This window comes from Lacimonas salitolerans, assembly GCF_042677865.1.
Classification (GTDB): Bacteria; Pseudomonadota; Alphaproteobacteria; order Rhodobacterales; family Rhodobacteraceae; genus Lutimaribacter; species Lutimaribacter salitolerans.
The window spans coordinates 11983-25895 of record NZ_JBHUDD010000155.1; the positions used below are offsets into that span (position 1 = coordinate 11983).

The window sequence follows — 13913 nt, forward strand, 5'->3', positions numbered from 1 at the left end:
GACCCGCCGAGAACGAAAAAGGCCCCGCACGGGCGGGGCCTTTTGCCAGGATGGTCAAGCCACCTACATGATGCTGCGTTCGCTTTGCAGCCCCTTGACGATGGAAAAGCACATCACCAGCAGCACGACGGTAAAGAACAACCCGGTCGAGATCACCATCGCCTGAAGGCTGTCCAGCCCGGCAGTGCCCGCCGCGCCCAGCAGCAGAACGCCTGCAACAGCACCTTCGAAGATGCACCAGAAGATGCGCTGCGATACCGGCGCATCGACCTTGCCACCGGCCGTGATCGTGTCGATCACAAGGCTGCCGGAATCCGACGAGGTGACAAAGAAGATGACGATCAGCACCACTGCCAGCACCGAGGTGATCGAGGCCAGAGGCAGCTCGCCCAGCATCGCGAACAACGAGATTTCCGGCCGATAGGCGGCAATCACGTTCTGGAACACGCCGCTTTCACTGCCCCCTGCCACAAGCTGGGTGATGGCCGTGCCGCCGAACGTGGCCATCCAGAACACGCAGACCAGCGACGGGATCAGCAGCACGCAGATCACGAACTCGCGCACGGTGCGGCCCCGGCTGACGCGGGCGATGAACATGCCCACAAAGGGTGACCAGCTGATCCACCAGGCCCAGTAGAAGGTGGTCCAGCCATGCAGGAACCCGGTATCCTCGCGCCCGAACGGGTTGGACAGCGGCACGATCTGCTTGGCATAGGCCCCCAGACCGTTCACGAAATCCCCCAGCACCGACAGCGTCGGCCCGGCCAGGAACACAAAGGCCAGCAGAAGACCGGCAAGACCCATGTTGATCTCGGACAGGATCTTCACCCCGCCATCAAGGCCGCGCATCACCGACACCAGCGCGATCGCGGTGATGAAGGCGATGATCAGCACCAGCAGCGACGAGCTGTTCTCGACACCGGCGGCGTTCTCGCTCTCGTTGCCCCACAAAAAGCCCAGAAAGCTGCGCGTGCCTGCCTGCGCGTCGCCCGATCCGAACACCTCTGTCAGACCCGACGCCACCTGCGTGGCCCCCAGCCCCAGCGAGGTCGCCAGACCGAACAGGGTGGCAAAGGCGGCAATCGTGTCGATCACGTTGCCCCAGAAGCCCCAGACACGCTCGCCCAGCAGCGGGTAGAAGGCCGAGCGCAACGTCAGCGGCAGGCCCTTGTTATAGCTGAACAGCGCCAGCGCCAGCGCCACGATGGCATAGATCGCCCAAGGATGCAGACCCCAGTGATAGATCGTCGCCGCCATCGCCATCTGGCGCGCGGCCTCGACCGTGGCGGCATCCGCCACCGTGCCATCCACGATGCCAAGATCGCCACCCAAGGGCTGATCGCCCCATGGCGTGCCGAAGTAGTAGACCGGCTCGAGCACCCCAAAGAACATCAGGCCGATGCCCATGCCGGCGGCAAACAGCATCGCGAACCACGCCGGATAGCTGTAATCGGGCGTCGCATCCGTGCCGCCCAGCCGGACCGAGCCCCAGGGCGTCACGATCAGCACAAGCGCAAAGATCACGAACAGGTTGGCCGACAGCAGAAAGAACCAGTCGAACTGGGTCAGGACGAATGTGCGTATCGCCATGAACGTTTCGCGCGCGCCCTCGGGCCAGATCAGCGCGATGGCGACAAACAGGACCACCGCCACGCCGGTGATCATGAAGACGGGATTGTGAATATCCAGCCGGATCGGGCCAAGCTTGCCCTCGTAATTGTCCTGACCGATTTCGTAATCGGTCTCGATGATATCCGATGCGCCTTCCGGCTCCGGGATACCTTGGTCAGGAGTATCTGTCATGTTTCGCGTTCCCCTTGGTAGTCTGTTTCCTGCTCAGTCCCGCACGACCATCACGCTGACCTTGGCATGGCCCGCGATCTTGCCACCGTTGGATGGCCAGATGTAGTCGGCCAGACCAGGAATATGGCTGGCCATCACCACCAGATCCGCGCCTGTCGCCTCGACCGCGCGCAGCAGGCAGGCGTCCAGATCCGTGGTCGGATCATGGCTAATCTCGGTATGCGCATCCGTCGCGATACCGTGGCTTTCGGCCTCGGCCGCCGCAAAAGCGGCCAGCTTTTCGCGAAACTCGGTCGGGTTATGCGCCAGCTTACCCGGCGTTTCCGCCGTGACGCTAACATAGGCCACTGCCGCCGCGTAATGGGACGCCAGATCGCCCGCCACCCGCAGCGCATGCGCCTGGGTGTCCGGATGTGCCAGATCAACCGGCACCATGATGCGTTTGAACACGTGTTCCCCTCCTTCAACGCTGGTTTTCGGAAGGCGGCCGGATCGTCGGGCCGTGCCTCCCGCGCGCATTCGTTTTTCGTGTTGCCAAAGGCGTCCCGGGTTGTCCGGACCGCGCCTTGAGGCTTCACGCTAACGCGCATTGGGGTCCGAGTGCAAATCGACGCGGCATTTCCGTTACGGAAAGCGACATTTTCTGTCGCTTTTCCACTTTCGCTCAGGTCATTCCGGGGCCAGCCTGACCGCGTGCAGGATCGCGGCTCAGGATGTGCGCAGCCCCTGACGCCGCGCGGGGCGCCCTTCGGCCAGGGTCAGGACCGATGGCACCGACCGGCTGCCGTGCCGCCGCTCGAACGCGGCCATCAGAACAAACCCCACCTGCGGCTCGATCCGCATCAACTGCCCCACGCTGCGCGCCGACATGCGCCCCACGCCGGGCTTCGTGAACCGCTTCAGCCCGATCCGCGTCATGAAGGCCCGCACCCCGGTTTCGCACAGGGGCGAGGCATAGGCATCCTCGATCAGCACGGTCTGGCGGTACTTGCCCGCCCGCGCGGCCCGTGCCAGCGTCTCGACCTCGCCCCAGCGCTGCCGCACCCGCCGCCGCTCGGCCCAGGCATGGCGGGCCTGCGCGATGGCCTCGACCGGATCATCGGGCGTCGCGTGATAGCCATGGGCCTTGTCGCGGTGGCGCACCAGCCACAGCAACTGCCCCTCATGGGTGATGCCGCGATGGGCCGTCACCAGCCCGCACTCTCCGTGCACCACCTGCCCGGGGTCGATCCACATCCGCACCCAGTTCTCGCGGTTTTCCTCGAACTTCGTGGCCGCCACCGCGATCTGCCGCTCCACCAGCGAAACCATCTGGCGGTTGAGGCAAAGACTGTTCAAAAGCTCCGCGCGCCGCGCGGACGATACATACGTCAGCATGAAATGTTCCAATCAAATGATGCGCGTCTGACCCAGAAATCGCCAGACTCGAAAAACGTTCAATTCAATACGATCATGATTTTATGAAACTCGCGTGATTGCAACGAAAAAGAGCAGCCCGTTCCCCGGACTGCCCCCGTTTCACGCGCATGGGCGATGGATCAGGCGTTCACATCCACCACCATGCGGCCCTTGACCTGCCCTTTCAGGATGTCGGCCCCCAGCTTGGGCAGATCCGACAGGGTCGCGGGCTGGCTCATCGCCTCAAGCTTGTCCATCGGCAGATCGCGCGCGATCCGCTCCCAGGCGCGCAGGCGGTTGGCATAGGGCTGCATCACGCTGTCGATGCCCAACAGGTTCACGCCGCGCAGGATGAAGGGCGTGATGAGCGCGCCCTCGATCGCGGCGCCCCCGGCCAGACCCACGGCGGCCACCGAGGTGCCGTATTTCATCTGTTTCAGCACCCGGCCCAGCATCGGCCCGGCCACCGCGTCGATGCACCCGGCCCACAGCTCCTGCTCCAGCGGCTTGCGCGTCACCTCGGTCAGCTCGTCGCGCGCCACGATCTGGCTGGCCCCCAGATCGCGCAGGTATCCTTCCTGCTCGGGTCGGCCGGTCACCGCCGCCACCTCGTGCCCAAGGGCGGCCAGCAGCGCCACCGCGACCGAGCCGACACCGCCCGCCGCCCCCGTCACCAGCACCGGGCCGTGCCCCGGCTCCAGCCCGTGATCCTCCAGCGCCATCACCGACAGCATCGAGGTCAGACCGGCCGTGCCCACCGCCATCGCGGTGCGGGTGTCCAGCCCCTCGGGCAGCGGCACCAGCCAGTCGGCACGCACGCGGGCCTTTTGCGCATAGCCGCCCCAATGCGCCTCGCCCACGCGCCAGCCGGTCAGAACCACCTTGTCGCCGGGCTTGTAGCGGTCATCGTCAGAGGACTCGACCGTGCCGGCAAAATCGATGCCCGGCACATGCGGATAATTCCGCACCAGCCCGCCTCCCGGCCCGATGCACAGCCCATCCTTGTAATTCACCGTGGAATACTCGACCGCCACGGTCACCTCGGCCTGCGGCAGGTCGTCCAGCGTCAGGGTCTTCACCTGCGCTTGGGTCTTGCCGTCGTCGTCCTTGTCCACGACCAGTGCGTTGAACATCCCGTGTCTCCCTTTGCTTGCCGGGGCCTGCGCCCCTGCTTCCTCTCTCCAAAAATATCCCAGGGGGCCCGCGCCTTGCGCGGGCGGGGGCAGCGCCCCCTACCCGGTCTCGGGCATCGCGAACAGATCGCTCTGCGGGGCCTGCGCCCCGGCGGCGGTCAGCATCGCATGGATCTGGCCGCGATGGTGGGTCTGGTGGTTGAAGAAATGCACCACCAGCGCGCCCACCGGCCGCGACACCTCCTGCTCCATCGCGCCGGAATACCAGCGCATCCGCCCGGTCAGGTCGACCGCGCGCAGCTTTTCGGCCCACAGCGTTATGCGCCCGTCCATGCGGAACCGCTCGGCGCTCCATGTGGCATGGGTGGGGTGCATCCGGGGGCTGTCAGCCAGTTTCACGTCAGGGGCCGCGCCCACGCCGAACCGCGCCATCCAGATCTGATCGCCCCACAGAAGGTGATTGGCCGTGCCCAGGATCGACCCCCAGAAGGCCGCCCGGTCCGCCTCCAGCGCCTCAAGGCTCAGACCCGCCATGGCGCGGTCCATCTGCCGGTTCTGCCAGGCATTGTAGGCAGCCATGCGGCGCACATAGTCGGGTGTGATCATGGCCTGTCCCCTTTGCACTTGGTTTTCCCGCACCGAACCCCGCGCGTACTGTCAAAGCGATGCGCGCAAAGATCAATCCCCCCTTTTCAAACCGCCAAAGCCCTCCTATGTATGGGGTGTCCTTCGGGACTATGGACATAAACGCGCTCGTAATAAGCGGATCGGACCCGGGGGCGGTACCCGGCGACTCCACCAAACCTCCTTCATTTGAGGAGCATGGGGTCGAAACAGGATCGACGAACGTCTAAAGGGGTAGCTTTGTCCCGGTGAGGTACCACCGTTATCGGTCCGAAAAGTACAATTGCAAATGACAATCGTGCTCCGGTCGCCGTTGCTGCGTAAGCAGTAACAAGACCGAAACTTAAGCCCTTGCGCTTAGCAGCGTAAGGCGGGGTTCGCAGGCACCTGGCAACAGAAGCCTGCACTCTATTTTCCAGCCCTTAATAAGCTGATTTTCCGTCACTTTCTTTTTCCATTTTCCAGTGGTTTTACAATTTCGGATTGCCGTTTCTCGCGTTCCTCCTTCAAGACATGCTGGGCGCTGACCTTCTTGTCCTCGTGCCGGCAGTAGTGCTCCACGATCTCGAGCGACATGCCGACCATGTCGCCGATCTGCCCGTGTGAGTAACCAGCGCGCCGCAGGCGGATGGTCGCGTTCGCGCGGAGGCCGTGCATCACCGCCCCCTCGAGAATCGGGTGCTTGGCTCGCTCCCGGTCGAAAACCTTCCAGAGCTGGTTGGTGGTGAATGGCCGCCCAGCGCTCTTGCCCTCTTCCTGCAGCAGGAATGGTCCTGGGCGACGCTCCCATCTTGCCATCTCCGCCTGCAGCTCGGGGAAGATCGGACACCACGGCTGCGCGCCGCTCTTCTTCTGCGTCAGGTGGAAGCAGTCGTCCTCGATGTGGTTCGGGCTCAGCCGAACGATGTCCGAGACGCGCTGGCCGGTGTACCGCGCGAGGAAGAAGAACCGCCGCAGCGCTCCCGTGAAATTCTGCTCGGCGAATGCGAGCTGTTCGTCCGTCCAAGGCTCGTGCCCTTTGCCCTTGGCGAAGTGCCGCACGCCCTGCGTCGGATCGTGCGCAAGCAGATCGACCGGCCCGTTGGCCCACTTCACCATGGCGCGCAGCGCATCGAGGACGTTGTTCGCCGCGCCGGGCGTCTCAGCGCCGATCTTGCGGATCAGCGCATCGACATGCTTCGGCCGCAGGGACTGCGCGGGAAGCTGGCCCCATGCCTTGCGCGCAGGCTTCAGGTACCGGCGATACTGATCCTGCGTGCCCTTGCTCAGCTGCCTCTGCAGCGTCGGCCACGATTCCTCAAAGGCGTCGATCAGCGCGCCGATGGTGTCGACCGGAACTGGCCCGGTCACGCCCTGCGCTTGGCGCAGAGCCTGCCAGAATTCCGGTGAGCGTGGGTCCGAAGGTAGCTTTATGCTCTTCCCTTGGTGCGGCGTGTTTCGAAACGGGATGTAGTAGAAGTACTCGCGCCCGCCGGAGACGACCTTGTGGACATATTTCGGGAGATCGATGCTGGTCACGCGCCGCTTAGACATTGTCCACGCCGCGCATGAAGGGATCATCGCCCTGCTCGGCGCTGCCCGCCGCGAGAAGCGCTGCTTCGACATGCGGCCAGTACCAAAGCACCAAACCACCGACGCGCACCGGTTTCGGGAGAAGGCCGCGCTGGACGTAGGTGTCGATGGTCGATTCGCTCATGTCGAGCTCGGCCGCGAGCGTCGCCCGCTTCATGAACGACGAAGGGCGCGGCCCCAGAATAGCTACATGCCTGCCCATCGCGCCTCCCAACCGCAGAATCAATGTGAAAATTCCTCACTTGAGGAAGTGTTGCCCGCTCTGGCTCCCCAGGTCAAGGGCTTTACCTCACACGAGGTAATGGAGGGGGTGAAACCAGAGGCTTGGGAGTGCCGCGCTAGGCGCTCGGGCAGATCATCCCTGCGTCGAGGCCGAGCGCGGCTGGGGTGCGCCGTCACGCAACGGAGTCGTGCGCCGTCGCTGCGGGTGTTTTCCGACACCGCCCGCTGGTCGTTGCAGCCCGAGAGAACTGCGTGGTCACCGCGCGGGATGCCGTTCCGCGCGGTGATGCTCAGGATCAAGCGCCGGGGTTGCGGAACCAGCTTGCGGTTTCGATGAACCGGGCATCCACCGCCCACACGAGGCGGAACTGCAGCCCGAGGGTTTCCCAGGCAGGCCGGGACTCGACACGAGGCGCGTTCTGGCCGGTCAGGAAGGCATGGGCGAGGCCGTCGTGCAGCGCCGGGTTCCCGATCAGGAACCATGCGCCATCATCCGCGAGGCCGGGCTCGACGATGATCTCGAGCTTGCCCGAGAAGGGGTTCGCGTCCGAGAACTTCGTCGCCTGAATTTCGGCCACCACCTGCTGCGCCACCGTCTCGAGCTCTGCCGGGACCACCAGCGCCCAAGGCTCGATCGCGAGACTTTCACCCTGCAGCCCCTTGGCCTTGCGCAGCGCCACCCGCGCCTCGGAGAGGCTGGTCACGCTCAGCGCGGCCCCAGTGCTGGTGGTGTTGCCGTGCGAGGTGTGGAACATGGGCTGGCCGTCAGCCATCGTCTGCCCAGCGCCCGCGTTCGCCTCGAGGGGTTCCAGGAGCACCCGCCGCAGGCGCTCCACCGCGCCGCGCACCATCCGATCCGATGCTTGGGAGAGCAGCTCGACGCGATCATTCGCGATGGCCTTGTTGCTGAGATTGAAGCCCGCGCCGAAGTCACGCGGTGTCGGCAGCGCTTCGCCCTTTTCGTCCATGGTGACGAACTGGATTTCGCCGGCCTCTTCGATCTCCTGCGGCATGCCGGATGCCGAGAGGGTCAGCGCCTTTCCCTCGTGGTAGGTCTCGCGCGGGATTTCCCGCGAAGCGCGCGCCAGATCGGGAATGCGCTGGGCGAACTGCCGGGCAACCACGTTCGACATGGCGTCGGCGGTGATCATCGCGAAGTCGCTCGCGGTATGAGTGCCGCCCGTGACCATCTGGATCGCCTCGCGGCGACTGGAAACGCGCTCGCCCCGTCCTTCCGCGATGGCCATGCACAGATCGCCGAGCGAAGCCTGAGCGAACTCGCGGCCCATGCCGGGCTGGTGCGTCCGGTCAAGCCGGGCTTGGAGGCCATCGACCAGGCGGGCGCGAAGGCCGGGACCGCTGTTCCAGTCCGTACCCACGGTGCTGATTTCGCGCGTCGGCCCGTAGTCGCGAACACTGGCATCGGCCATCACGGCCAAGACCACGTTGCGTGCCGCCTGCTCGACCGTGCCGGTTTCGGGATCCTGCTTAGTCTCGATTTCCGTGAGATAGTCCTTCACGGCCTTGGCCAGATCATCCGCGGCGACCTTGTTCTTCTCGGTCAGGTCGCGGATCAGCTCGAGCCCCGGCGCCAGTGTCTCCATGCGCTTGATCGTCATCTGAGGCCGCGCTGCGAGGACGTCGGCCATGATCGCCGGAAGCTTCCGCTCCTGGGCGAAGAGGCGCGCTTGCGCCAAGAGCCGCGCAGGCGGCTGGATTTGGGTGGGTGCGTTCATTGCTCGCCTCCTTTGGGTTCGGACGGGACGGCCGCCCAGCCGTTTTCGCGCGCGAGGCGCTGCAAGGCCGACGGTGCGGCCGAGTGCTTCGTGTAGTCGTGTTCGGCTGGCGCTTCGGGCTTCGCGTCGCCATCGAGGCCGTCCGCAAAGCCCAGCGCGACCGCCTCTTCGGCGCTCAGCCATGTTTCCTCGGCGAGCCATGCCTGGACGCGCGCGACCGGCTGACCAGAGAAGCGGCTGTAGATTTCCGCGTCTGTCCGTCCGACCTTCTCGAGCAGCTCGGCTTCCTTGCGGTGCGCGTCTGCATCGCCAGCAATGATCGACCACGGGTGGTGCGCCATCCAGAAGGCCGCTGGGTGCATCAGCACAGAGGCACCGCCGCAGATCAGCAGCGAAGCCGAACTCGCGGCGACGCCGCGCACCCGGAACCGCACCCGGCCATGCGCCTCCGCCTCCGCAAGGATAGCCGCGCCCTCGAAAGCATCACCACCGGGACTGTTGACGATCACGTCGACGTCGCGGCTGGAATGCTCGGCGAGGAACTCAGCCAGCGCCAAGGCGGTGTTGCGCCCAGCGCCGATGTAGCCCGCGATCCGAAAAGTTGGGCGATCCATCAGGCTTGCTCCGTGCTGCAGTCCAGAACGCGAAGGTCGGGCTTCGGCGATGGAGGGGGTGGCGCGCACAGGACCGGGTAGAGAGCATTCGGCCAACGTGTCCAGACCGCACGCAGAAGGCGTTCCTGAAACACCTTCTCGGCCTTCGTCTTGGGGTCCAGCCCCATGGCCAGGTTCATGCACCGAGACGGCGCGGGCACCTTGCGCCCTGATTCTTCCTCTGCCTGACACAGGTCGGCGATCACCGGAGCGACCTTGACAAGGAAGTCCTGACGCTGGTCGAGGTTCGGACCCGTCATCGCTGCTCGTCCTCGCTGATCCCCATTTCGTTCGCCCGTGTCAGCACCTCGTATGCCGCTGTGGTCACGTTCAGCGCGGCGAAGACGCGCGACATGTGAGGAGCGCGAAGGGCATCGAGGCCGGGTTTGCTGGGATCGAGTTGCTCGGCGGCCCAGCGCGGAAGCTCGTCCAGCGCACCAGCGAACCAAGCTCGCCAGACCTCGGCGTCTCCTTCCTTCGTCTGCCCGGTGAACTCCGCTCCTGCGATCCAAACCGCAGTATCGGAGCCGACGAAGCTGCCGGGATGGTTCGAACCGTAGCGATCCGCGATCCAGCCCATCGCATTCACGACGAGGCTGCGCGCGTCAGCCGGGCTGATGCCGCCAAATCCATCGACAGAGGTGCTCATTGCGATCAGGCGCAAGGCAAGAGCCTCGGCCAAGGTGTAGTTGCCGCCGCCGCGCTTCGGAAACGGCAGATGGTCACGCTCCGCGAGCAGGTCGAACCGCTTCGGCGGAATGTCGGCGAGATAGGCGATCTGAGCGCGCTTCATAGGTGTCTCCCTCGTTTGAGGGATCATCGCACGCCGCGATATAGGCGGTCAATCCCTTTCCCTCACCAGAGGGATCAGGCTTCTACTTTTCTCGTCTCAGCTCGTTCCAGAGCGGCGAGAGCTTCTTCCTGATCACGCTATCGCTCGGGCATTCGGCACCGTTCGACTGGTCCAAGAACCAGCCCTCAAATGTTGCGACGAACTCCTTCAGCGTCGGTGGGACGCCATGCTCATGGACGTAGATCGCGACCGCTCGCCAAAACCCGTCCCAGTCAAATTTCGGCTCTGGTCCCTTCCCTGCATGCGCCCGGCGCATCAGCTCGTTTTCTTCCTCAAAGCGGCCCATCTCAGCGACGTCGATCAACAGGTCACCTGCCGCAACCACTACGCCATCGGCAGGATCGGACACCGTCCGCCACTCCCGGTCGCCGATCTTCCGCAGGCGTCGCAGGCGCATCGAGGTTGGCCCCGATCCGTCGCGCCGGAACATCGGCAGCAAGTCTGCCATGGCGACCACGACCAGCCCGGCCACCTCATCACCGCCTGCATGGACCGGCCCAACGCTGGTGATGACCTCGAGGCGCTCTTGGGCGGCCCATTGTGCGACTTGGTGCGGCGCGGCGATCCAGCGCGCGCTGACCTCATCAATCGAGAATAGGGACTGTCCAGGTAGCGGCATCGACTTCTTTCCTTGTTCTGATTTCATGACACGGTTACGAATGGGCATGGGCGCGCAAGGCGTCAAGCATTTCAGAACAGGATTCCGAATGAACGCGGTGCAATGTCGAATGGCTCGGGCAGCAACAGGCCTCGGTGTCCGGGAGCTCGCCCAGCGCGCGGGCGTCGCCATCGATACCGTCGCACGGCTCGAGCGCGGCGACACGCTGCGGCCAAGGACAATCGAGGCGATCTGCGCGGCGCTGGAAGAAACCGGGGTGATTTTCCTCGAAGCCACCGATGCCGCGGGCGTCGGCGTCCGGCTGAAAGGAGACCGCAATGCCTGACTGGATCCCGACCGCGCTCTCGGTCGACTGGATCGCCTTGGTGGTTTCGCTGCTGGCCATCGTGCTTTCCGTCTTCGCGCTTCGCCAGAACACGCGCTTCCGAACGGGCGATCAAGCGATGGAGGCCGGGCGCCTCGCAGCGGAGATCGGCGAACAGCTTGGCGACGTCGCATCCCGCGTGCCGAAGGTGAAGGCAAACTGGCACGCGCTGATGGCCGCGAACGGGAACTTCCACTCGGGCGCGAGGCAGCAGCTCGACAACGAGATGGAGCAGGCTCTGGCCGATGTGACCTCTCTGCGCGCGCGCCTGGCCGATCTGTCCGGTGACTTCCAGCGGCTGGGCCCTGCCGCGCTCGAGCAGCGCCTCGTGCAGCTGTGGTCACTCAAGCTTGCCGCGAACCGCATCGAGGGTGGCATCGCCGAGCGCGAAGCCAAGCACCAGCAGGGCGTCGAGGCCCGGCGCGCCGCGATTAACCCCTGACCAGAACCGGAGGAACCAATGGCAGAGCAGCAGGAAACCGACATTTTAGCGGGATATCTCACGCGGGAGCAGCTGGCCGAGAAGCTCGGCGTCACAAAGGACACCGTTGCGAGATGGAGCACGCAAGGAATCGGTCCCGATCTGATCAAGGTCGGTCGCAAGGTCTTCTACTCAGAAGAAGCCATCAGGGAGTGGCTCAAGACACGCGTGGTTCGCAAGGGCTGACCAGCGTGAAAACAGGGTGGCAACCCGGCAACCCAAAGGTGGAAACCCAAGGGTGGAAACCCGTAAAAATCCTTTGACGCTACAGACTTAGCGCGCTTCCGCCCCCCGCATACGTTTTGCGCGCGGGAGGAACCAAAGCCGGGGGGGTGGCCCGGGAGGGGTGCCTGCGAGGTCATTTCCAGCCCGCCCGCGCCCTGCTTTCCCTGCCTTGCGCCGACGGAAACCAAACGCGAGGCGCTTCGCGCCTACCCGTTGCTCCCCCCCTGTTCCGCGCGCCCCCCCTCACGCGCGCCCAGCGGGCTTGAGGCTGGCCAGGTCGTGCGCCCCACCTGCTGGGTGCGTCTGGGCTGGCAGGCGCTCCACACGGCTCGCTGTGGCGCGCAGGAAGGCCGCTGCGTCCTCCCTGCCGCACACCGCCGCGATCCGCCCGACGAGGTGTCCGTGCGCCGCGCTGAGCGCGTGCAGGCCCGGCAGGCCGTGCTCGATGGCTGAGAGCATCAGCCGGTCAAGGTTCTCCGTCAGCGCCAGTATCGTCTCTTCGTCCGTCATGTCGTCTCCTGTTCAGGGATCCTGCCAGCAGCCTCGCACGTTTGCGCGACGGCGCTGCGCCATGGTCCTCGAGCGTCTTGCTCTGCGGCCTCCGGCCAAACCTCGGCCATGATGCGCTGCCGTGCCTCTGGGCTCATCCGTGGGCCCCGATCCGGCTGGTGGTGCGGCTCCCCGCAGCGCACGCGTCCCTGCGCCAGCAGCGAGGCGATTGCGCGTCGGCGCGACGACAGCGCGTCGCAGGCTTCCTCGAGCTCGGCGATGGCCGGGAAGAACTTCCAGCGCTCTCGCAGCAAGACATGCTCGACCACGTCTGCGGGGTATGCTGCGAGGCGCTCCGAGTAGATCGCCATGATCAGCCCCGCGTCCAGCTCGTCGCGCGGCCTGCTGATTGTGATCGCCGAAAGCGTGGCGAGCCACTTCGCCAGCTGCGGCTTGGCTGGTGGTGCCATCGCGGCCGCGAGCGAGCGCTGGGCTGTCGCCACGTCAAATCCCTCTGGCGCGACCAGCACGAGCTCGTGGCGGCCGGTCTCAGGGTTCTTGGTCGAAATGACCAAGCCTGCGCGCTGCAGCCAGCATTCCAGCCGCTCGGCCGGGTGCTGCGCGGTGATTGGGGTGGGCTGCCCCGAAAGTGCCCTTGCGATCTGTCCCATCGCTCGTCCCTTCGCGTTTCAGTGGAATCACGTTCTCTGCTCGGCGTTTCAGCGCGGCGTTGATCCAAGCCACCGGCTCGGTCACCTCCTGCCGCTCGGCCTCGGCCATGATCGCCAAGATCATCGGCTCGGGGTAATCCCGTCGCCATCTTCCGAGGATCGGGCGCGCTCGCTTCTCGGCCACGCCCTTGGCGATGAGGAACCGAAGCCCCGTTTCCCAGAGCGAAGGCTGATCCGTGCCCAGCGCCGCTTGCGGCTGCGAAGCTTCAGCTTCGTCTTCAATGGGGGTTCTTGGGGGTTCGGCGGAACCGTGGTTCCGGGTATTGTGCAGTCCCGTTCCGGGTTTCTCGGTTTCCCGGCACTCCAAACCCGGTTTCTCGTTCCGGGTTTCCTCGGCTTCGGCTGGCCGCAGAAGGACGCGGTATCGGCTGGTTCCGTGCCTCCCACCGCCGCGCTTTACCTCAAGCCAGCCGCTCGCCTCGAGGCGTCGGATCACGCCCCGCGCTCCCCGCTCGGTCATGGCCGCGCGGTTGGCGATATCGATCATGGCCGGGTGGCAGAAGCCGTGTTCGTCGGCCCGATCCGCCAGCGCCAGCATCACGAGGCGCTCGGCCCTGCAGCGCGGCCCGTGGCGCATGACGTGGGTGATGTGGAGGTTGCTCATGCCGCCTCCCTCCATGCCAAGGAAGCGACCGTGCTGGCCACCGAGGGGGAGAGGCCAAAGCGGCGCATGAGCGCTTCCGCTTGGCGGTGTCGTGCTGTATGCTGACCTCCGCAGCACTGTCCCATGCCGCACGTTTCAGCCCCGGTCGCGCCCACCAGCGCACCGGGGTTTTTCGTTTGGGCCCGAGGCCCGAAGGGTGTTTTACAAGATGCCGGTTCGTTCTCCGGTCGTTCTTGTTGCATTCCCGAGAAGCTGGAAAACGCATCTGCCTGAATTTCTGAGACAAACCCGGAAATAGGCAGAAGCCTGCACTTTCCCTTCATCAGTTTGATCTGGATGTGCGCGCCTTGCGCGCGCCGGTCGCCTCGTCACCGGCCCTTGGCCGTTGCCTCGGGTGGGTCGTTGT

The 13913-nt window shown here is 65.2% G+C and carries 18 protein-coding genes and 1 other RNA gene; 4 read left to right on the top strand and 15 right to left on the bottom strand.

Annotated elements, in window-relative coordinates; all coding sequences use genetic code 11:
* Positions 1–63: 63 nt before the first annotated feature.
* The 5 genes from ACFTOW_RS17490 to ACFTOW_RS17510 form a co-directional block, all read right to left on the bottom strand.
* Positions 64–1803 carry a BCCT family transporter gene (locus ACFTOW_RS17490; RefSeq protein WP_379918098.1) on the bottom strand — a complete coding sequence of 580 codons (1740 nt, stop codon included), beginning with the start codon at positions 1801–1803 and terminating at the stop codon, positions 64–66.
* 33 nt (positions 1804–1836) lie between these two features.
* Positions 1837–2253 (bottom strand): universal stress protein, encoded by a 417-nt coding sequence (locus ACFTOW_RS17495; protein WP_379918100.1) that lies wholly within the window; start codon positions 2251–2253, stop codon positions 1837–1839.
* A gap of 258 nt (positions 2254–2511) precedes the next feature.
* Complete coding sequence (locus tag ACFTOW_RS17500; protein ID WP_379918102.1) at positions 2512–3114, bottom strand: hypothetical protein; 603 nt, start codon at positions 3112–3114, stop codon at positions 2512–2514.
* Between the two features lie 227 nt (positions 3115–3341).
* Positions 3342–4334 carry an acryloyl-CoA reductase gene (gene acuI / locus ACFTOW_RS17505; protein ID WP_379918105.1) on the bottom strand — a complete coding sequence of 331 codons (993 nt, stop codon included), beginning with the start codon at positions 4332–4334 and terminating at the stop codon, positions 3342–3344.
* 99 nt (positions 4335–4433) lie between these two features.
* Positions 4434–4940 (bottom strand): DinB family protein, encoded by a 507-nt coding sequence (locus ACFTOW_RS17510; RefSeq protein WP_379918107.1) that lies wholly within the window; start codon positions 4938–4940, stop codon positions 4434–4436.
* A gap of 79 nt (positions 4941–5019) precedes the next feature.
* Here ACFTOW_RS17510 and ssrA point away from each other — a divergent pair.
* Positions 5020–5366: a transfer-messenger RNA gene (ssrA, locus tag ACFTOW_RS17515) on the top strand.
* A gap of 33 nt (positions 5367–5399) precedes the next feature.
* Here the strand turns inward: ssrA and ACFTOW_RS17520 are convergent.
* The 7 genes from ACFTOW_RS17520 to ACFTOW_RS17550 all read right to left on the bottom strand — a co-directional run bounded on the left by ACFTOW_RS17520 (position 5400) and on the right by ACFTOW_RS17550 (position 10640).
* Positions 5400–6476 carry a tyrosine-type recombinase/integrase gene (locus ACFTOW_RS17520; RefSeq protein ID WP_379918109.1) on the bottom strand — a complete coding sequence of 359 codons (1077 nt, stop codon included), beginning with the start codon at positions 6474–6476 and terminating at the stop codon, positions 5400–5402.
* A 7-nt stretch (positions 6477–6483) separates the two neighbouring features.
* Positions 6484–6687 (bottom strand): helix-turn-helix transcriptional regulator, encoded by a 204-nt coding sequence (locus tag ACFTOW_RS17525; RefSeq protein ID WP_379918111.1) that lies wholly within the window; start codon positions 6685–6687, stop codon positions 6484–6486.
* Between the two features lie 361 nt (positions 6688–7048).
* Positions 7049–8488 carry a phage major capsid protein gene (locus tag ACFTOW_RS17530; RefSeq protein WP_379918113.1) on the bottom strand — a complete coding sequence of 480 codons (1440 nt, stop codon included), beginning with the start codon at positions 8486–8488 and terminating at the stop codon, positions 7049–7051.
* Positions 8485–9102: a head maturation protease, ClpP-related gene (locus ACFTOW_RS17535; RefSeq protein ID WP_379918115.1), complete on the bottom strand. Its 618-nt coding sequence runs from the start codon at positions 9100–9102 to the stop codon at positions 8485–8487. The genes ACFTOW_RS17530 and ACFTOW_RS17535 overlap by 4 nt, the downstream gene beginning before the upstream one ends.
* Positions 9102–9401, bottom strand: a complete 300-nt coding sequence (locus tag ACFTOW_RS17540; protein ID WP_379918118.1) for a hypothetical protein — start codon at positions 9399–9401, stop codon at positions 9102–9104. The genes ACFTOW_RS17535 and ACFTOW_RS17540 overlap by 1 nt, the downstream gene beginning before the upstream one ends.
* Complete coding sequence (locus tag ACFTOW_RS17545) at positions 9398–9934, bottom strand: hypothetical protein (protein WP_379918120.1); 537 nt, start codon at positions 9932–9934, stop codon at positions 9398–9400. The genes ACFTOW_RS17540 and ACFTOW_RS17545 overlap by 4 nt, the downstream gene beginning before the upstream one ends.
* Positions 9935–10016: 82 nt before the next feature.
* Positions 10017–10640 carry a hypothetical protein gene (locus ACFTOW_RS17550; RefSeq protein WP_379918122.1) on the bottom strand — a complete coding sequence of 208 codons (624 nt, stop codon included), beginning with the start codon at positions 10638–10640 and terminating at the stop codon, positions 10017–10019.
* Positions 10641–10701: 61 nt separating this feature from the next.
* Here ACFTOW_RS17550 and ACFTOW_RS17555 point away from each other — a divergent pair, with 61 nt between their 5' ends.
* The 3 genes from ACFTOW_RS17555 to ACFTOW_RS17565 are packed head-to-tail and all read left to right on the top strand — an operon-like array spanning position 10702 to position 11644.
* Positions 10702–10938 (top strand): helix-turn-helix domain-containing protein, encoded by a 237-nt coding sequence (locus tag ACFTOW_RS17555; RefSeq protein ID WP_379918124.1) that lies wholly within the window; start codon positions 10702–10704, stop codon positions 10936–10938.
* Positions 10931–11419, top strand: a complete 489-nt coding sequence (locus tag ACFTOW_RS17560) for a hypothetical protein (RefSeq protein ID WP_379918127.1) — start codon at positions 10931–10933, stop codon at positions 11417–11419. Before ACFTOW_RS17555 ends, ACFTOW_RS17560 begins: the two co-directional genes overlap by 8 nt.
* Positions 11420–11437: 18 nt before the next feature.
* A complete protein-coding gene (locus ACFTOW_RS17565; RefSeq protein ID WP_379918129.1) occupies positions 11438–11644 on the top strand; it encodes a helix-turn-helix transcriptional regulator in 207 nt (68 codons plus the stop codon).
* 282 nt (positions 11645–11926) lie between these two features.
* Here ACFTOW_RS17565 and ACFTOW_RS17570 read toward each other — a convergent pair whose 3' ends face one another.
* The 3 genes from ACFTOW_RS17570 to ACFTOW_RS17580 are packed head-to-tail and all read right to left on the bottom strand — an operon-like array spanning position 11927 to position 13507.
* A complete protein-coding gene (locus ACFTOW_RS17570; protein WP_379918131.1) occupies positions 11927–12193 on the bottom strand; it encodes a hypothetical protein in 267 nt (88 codons plus the stop codon).
* Entirely contained in the window at positions 12190–12747 is a 558-nt protein-coding gene (locus ACFTOW_RS17575; protein ID WP_379918133.1) for a hypothetical protein, read from the bottom strand. The genes ACFTOW_RS17570 and ACFTOW_RS17575 overlap by 4 nt, the downstream gene beginning before the upstream one ends.
* A complete protein-coding gene (locus tag ACFTOW_RS17580) occupies positions 12722–13507 on the bottom strand; it encodes a helix-turn-helix domain-containing protein (RefSeq protein WP_379918135.1) in 786 nt (261 codons plus the stop codon). The genes ACFTOW_RS17575 and ACFTOW_RS17580 overlap by 26 nt, the downstream gene beginning before the upstream one ends.
* Positions 13508–13913 lie beyond the last annotated feature (406 nt).

Coding starts and splice junctions, on each gene's coding strand:
- ACFTOW_RS17550 (WP_379918122.1), bottom strand. CDS start 10,640: ATGAAATCAGAACAAGGAAAGAAGTCGATGCCGCTACCTGGACAGTCC.
- ACFTOW_RS17570 (WP_379918131.1), bottom strand. CDS start 12,193: ATGACGGACGAAGAGACGATACTGGCGCTGACGGAGAACCTTGACCGG.
- ACFTOW_RS17500 (WP_379918102.1), bottom strand. CDS start 3,114: ATGGTTTCGCTGGTGGAGCGGCAGATCGCGGTGGCGGCCACGAAGTTC.
- ACFTOW_RS17540 (WP_379918118.1), bottom strand. CDS start 9,401: ATGACGGGTCCGAACCTCGACCAGCGTCAGGACTTCCTTGTCAAGGTC.
- ACFTOW_RS17525 (WP_379918111.1), bottom strand. CDS start 6,687: ATGAAGCGGGCGACGCTCGCGGCCGAGCTCGACATGAGCGAATCGACC.
- ACFTOW_RS17545 (WP_379918120.1), bottom strand. CDS start 9,934: ATGAAGCGCGCTCAGATCGCCTATCTCGCCGACATTCCGCCGAAGCGG.
- ACFTOW_RS17555 (WP_379918124.1), top strand. CDS start 10,702: ATGAACGCGGTGCAATGTCGAATGGCTCGGGCAGCAACAGGCCTCGGT.
- ACFTOW_RS17530 (WP_379918113.1), bottom strand. CDS start 8,488: ATGAACGCACCCACCCAAATCCAGCCGCCTGCGCGGCTCTTGGCGCAA.
- ACFTOW_RS17565 (WP_379918129.1), top strand. CDS start 11,438: ATGGCAGAGCAGCAGGAAACCGACATTTTAGCGGGATATCTCACGCGG.
- ACFTOW_RS17510 (WP_379918107.1), bottom strand. CDS start 4,940: ATGATCACACCCGACTATGTGCGCCGCATGGCTGCCTACAATGCCTGG.
- ACFTOW_RS17560 (WP_379918127.1), top strand. CDS start 10,931: ATGCCTGACTGGATCCCGACCGCGCTCTCGGTCGACTGGATCGCCTTG.
- ACFTOW_RS17580 (WP_379918135.1), bottom strand. CDS start 13,507: ATGAGCAACCTCCACATCACCCACGTCATGCGCCACGGGCCGCGCTGC.
- acuI (WP_379918105.1), bottom strand. CDS start 4,334: ATGTTCAACGCACTGGTCGTGGACAAGGACGACGACGGCAAGACCCAA.
- ACFTOW_RS17490 (WP_379918098.1), bottom strand. CDS start 1,803: ATGACAGATACTCCTGACCAAGGTATCCCGGAGCCGGAAGGCGCATCG.
- ACFTOW_RS17535 (WP_379918115.1), bottom strand. CDS start 9,102: ATGGATCGCCCAACTTTTCGGATCGCGGGCTACATCGGCGCTGGGCGC.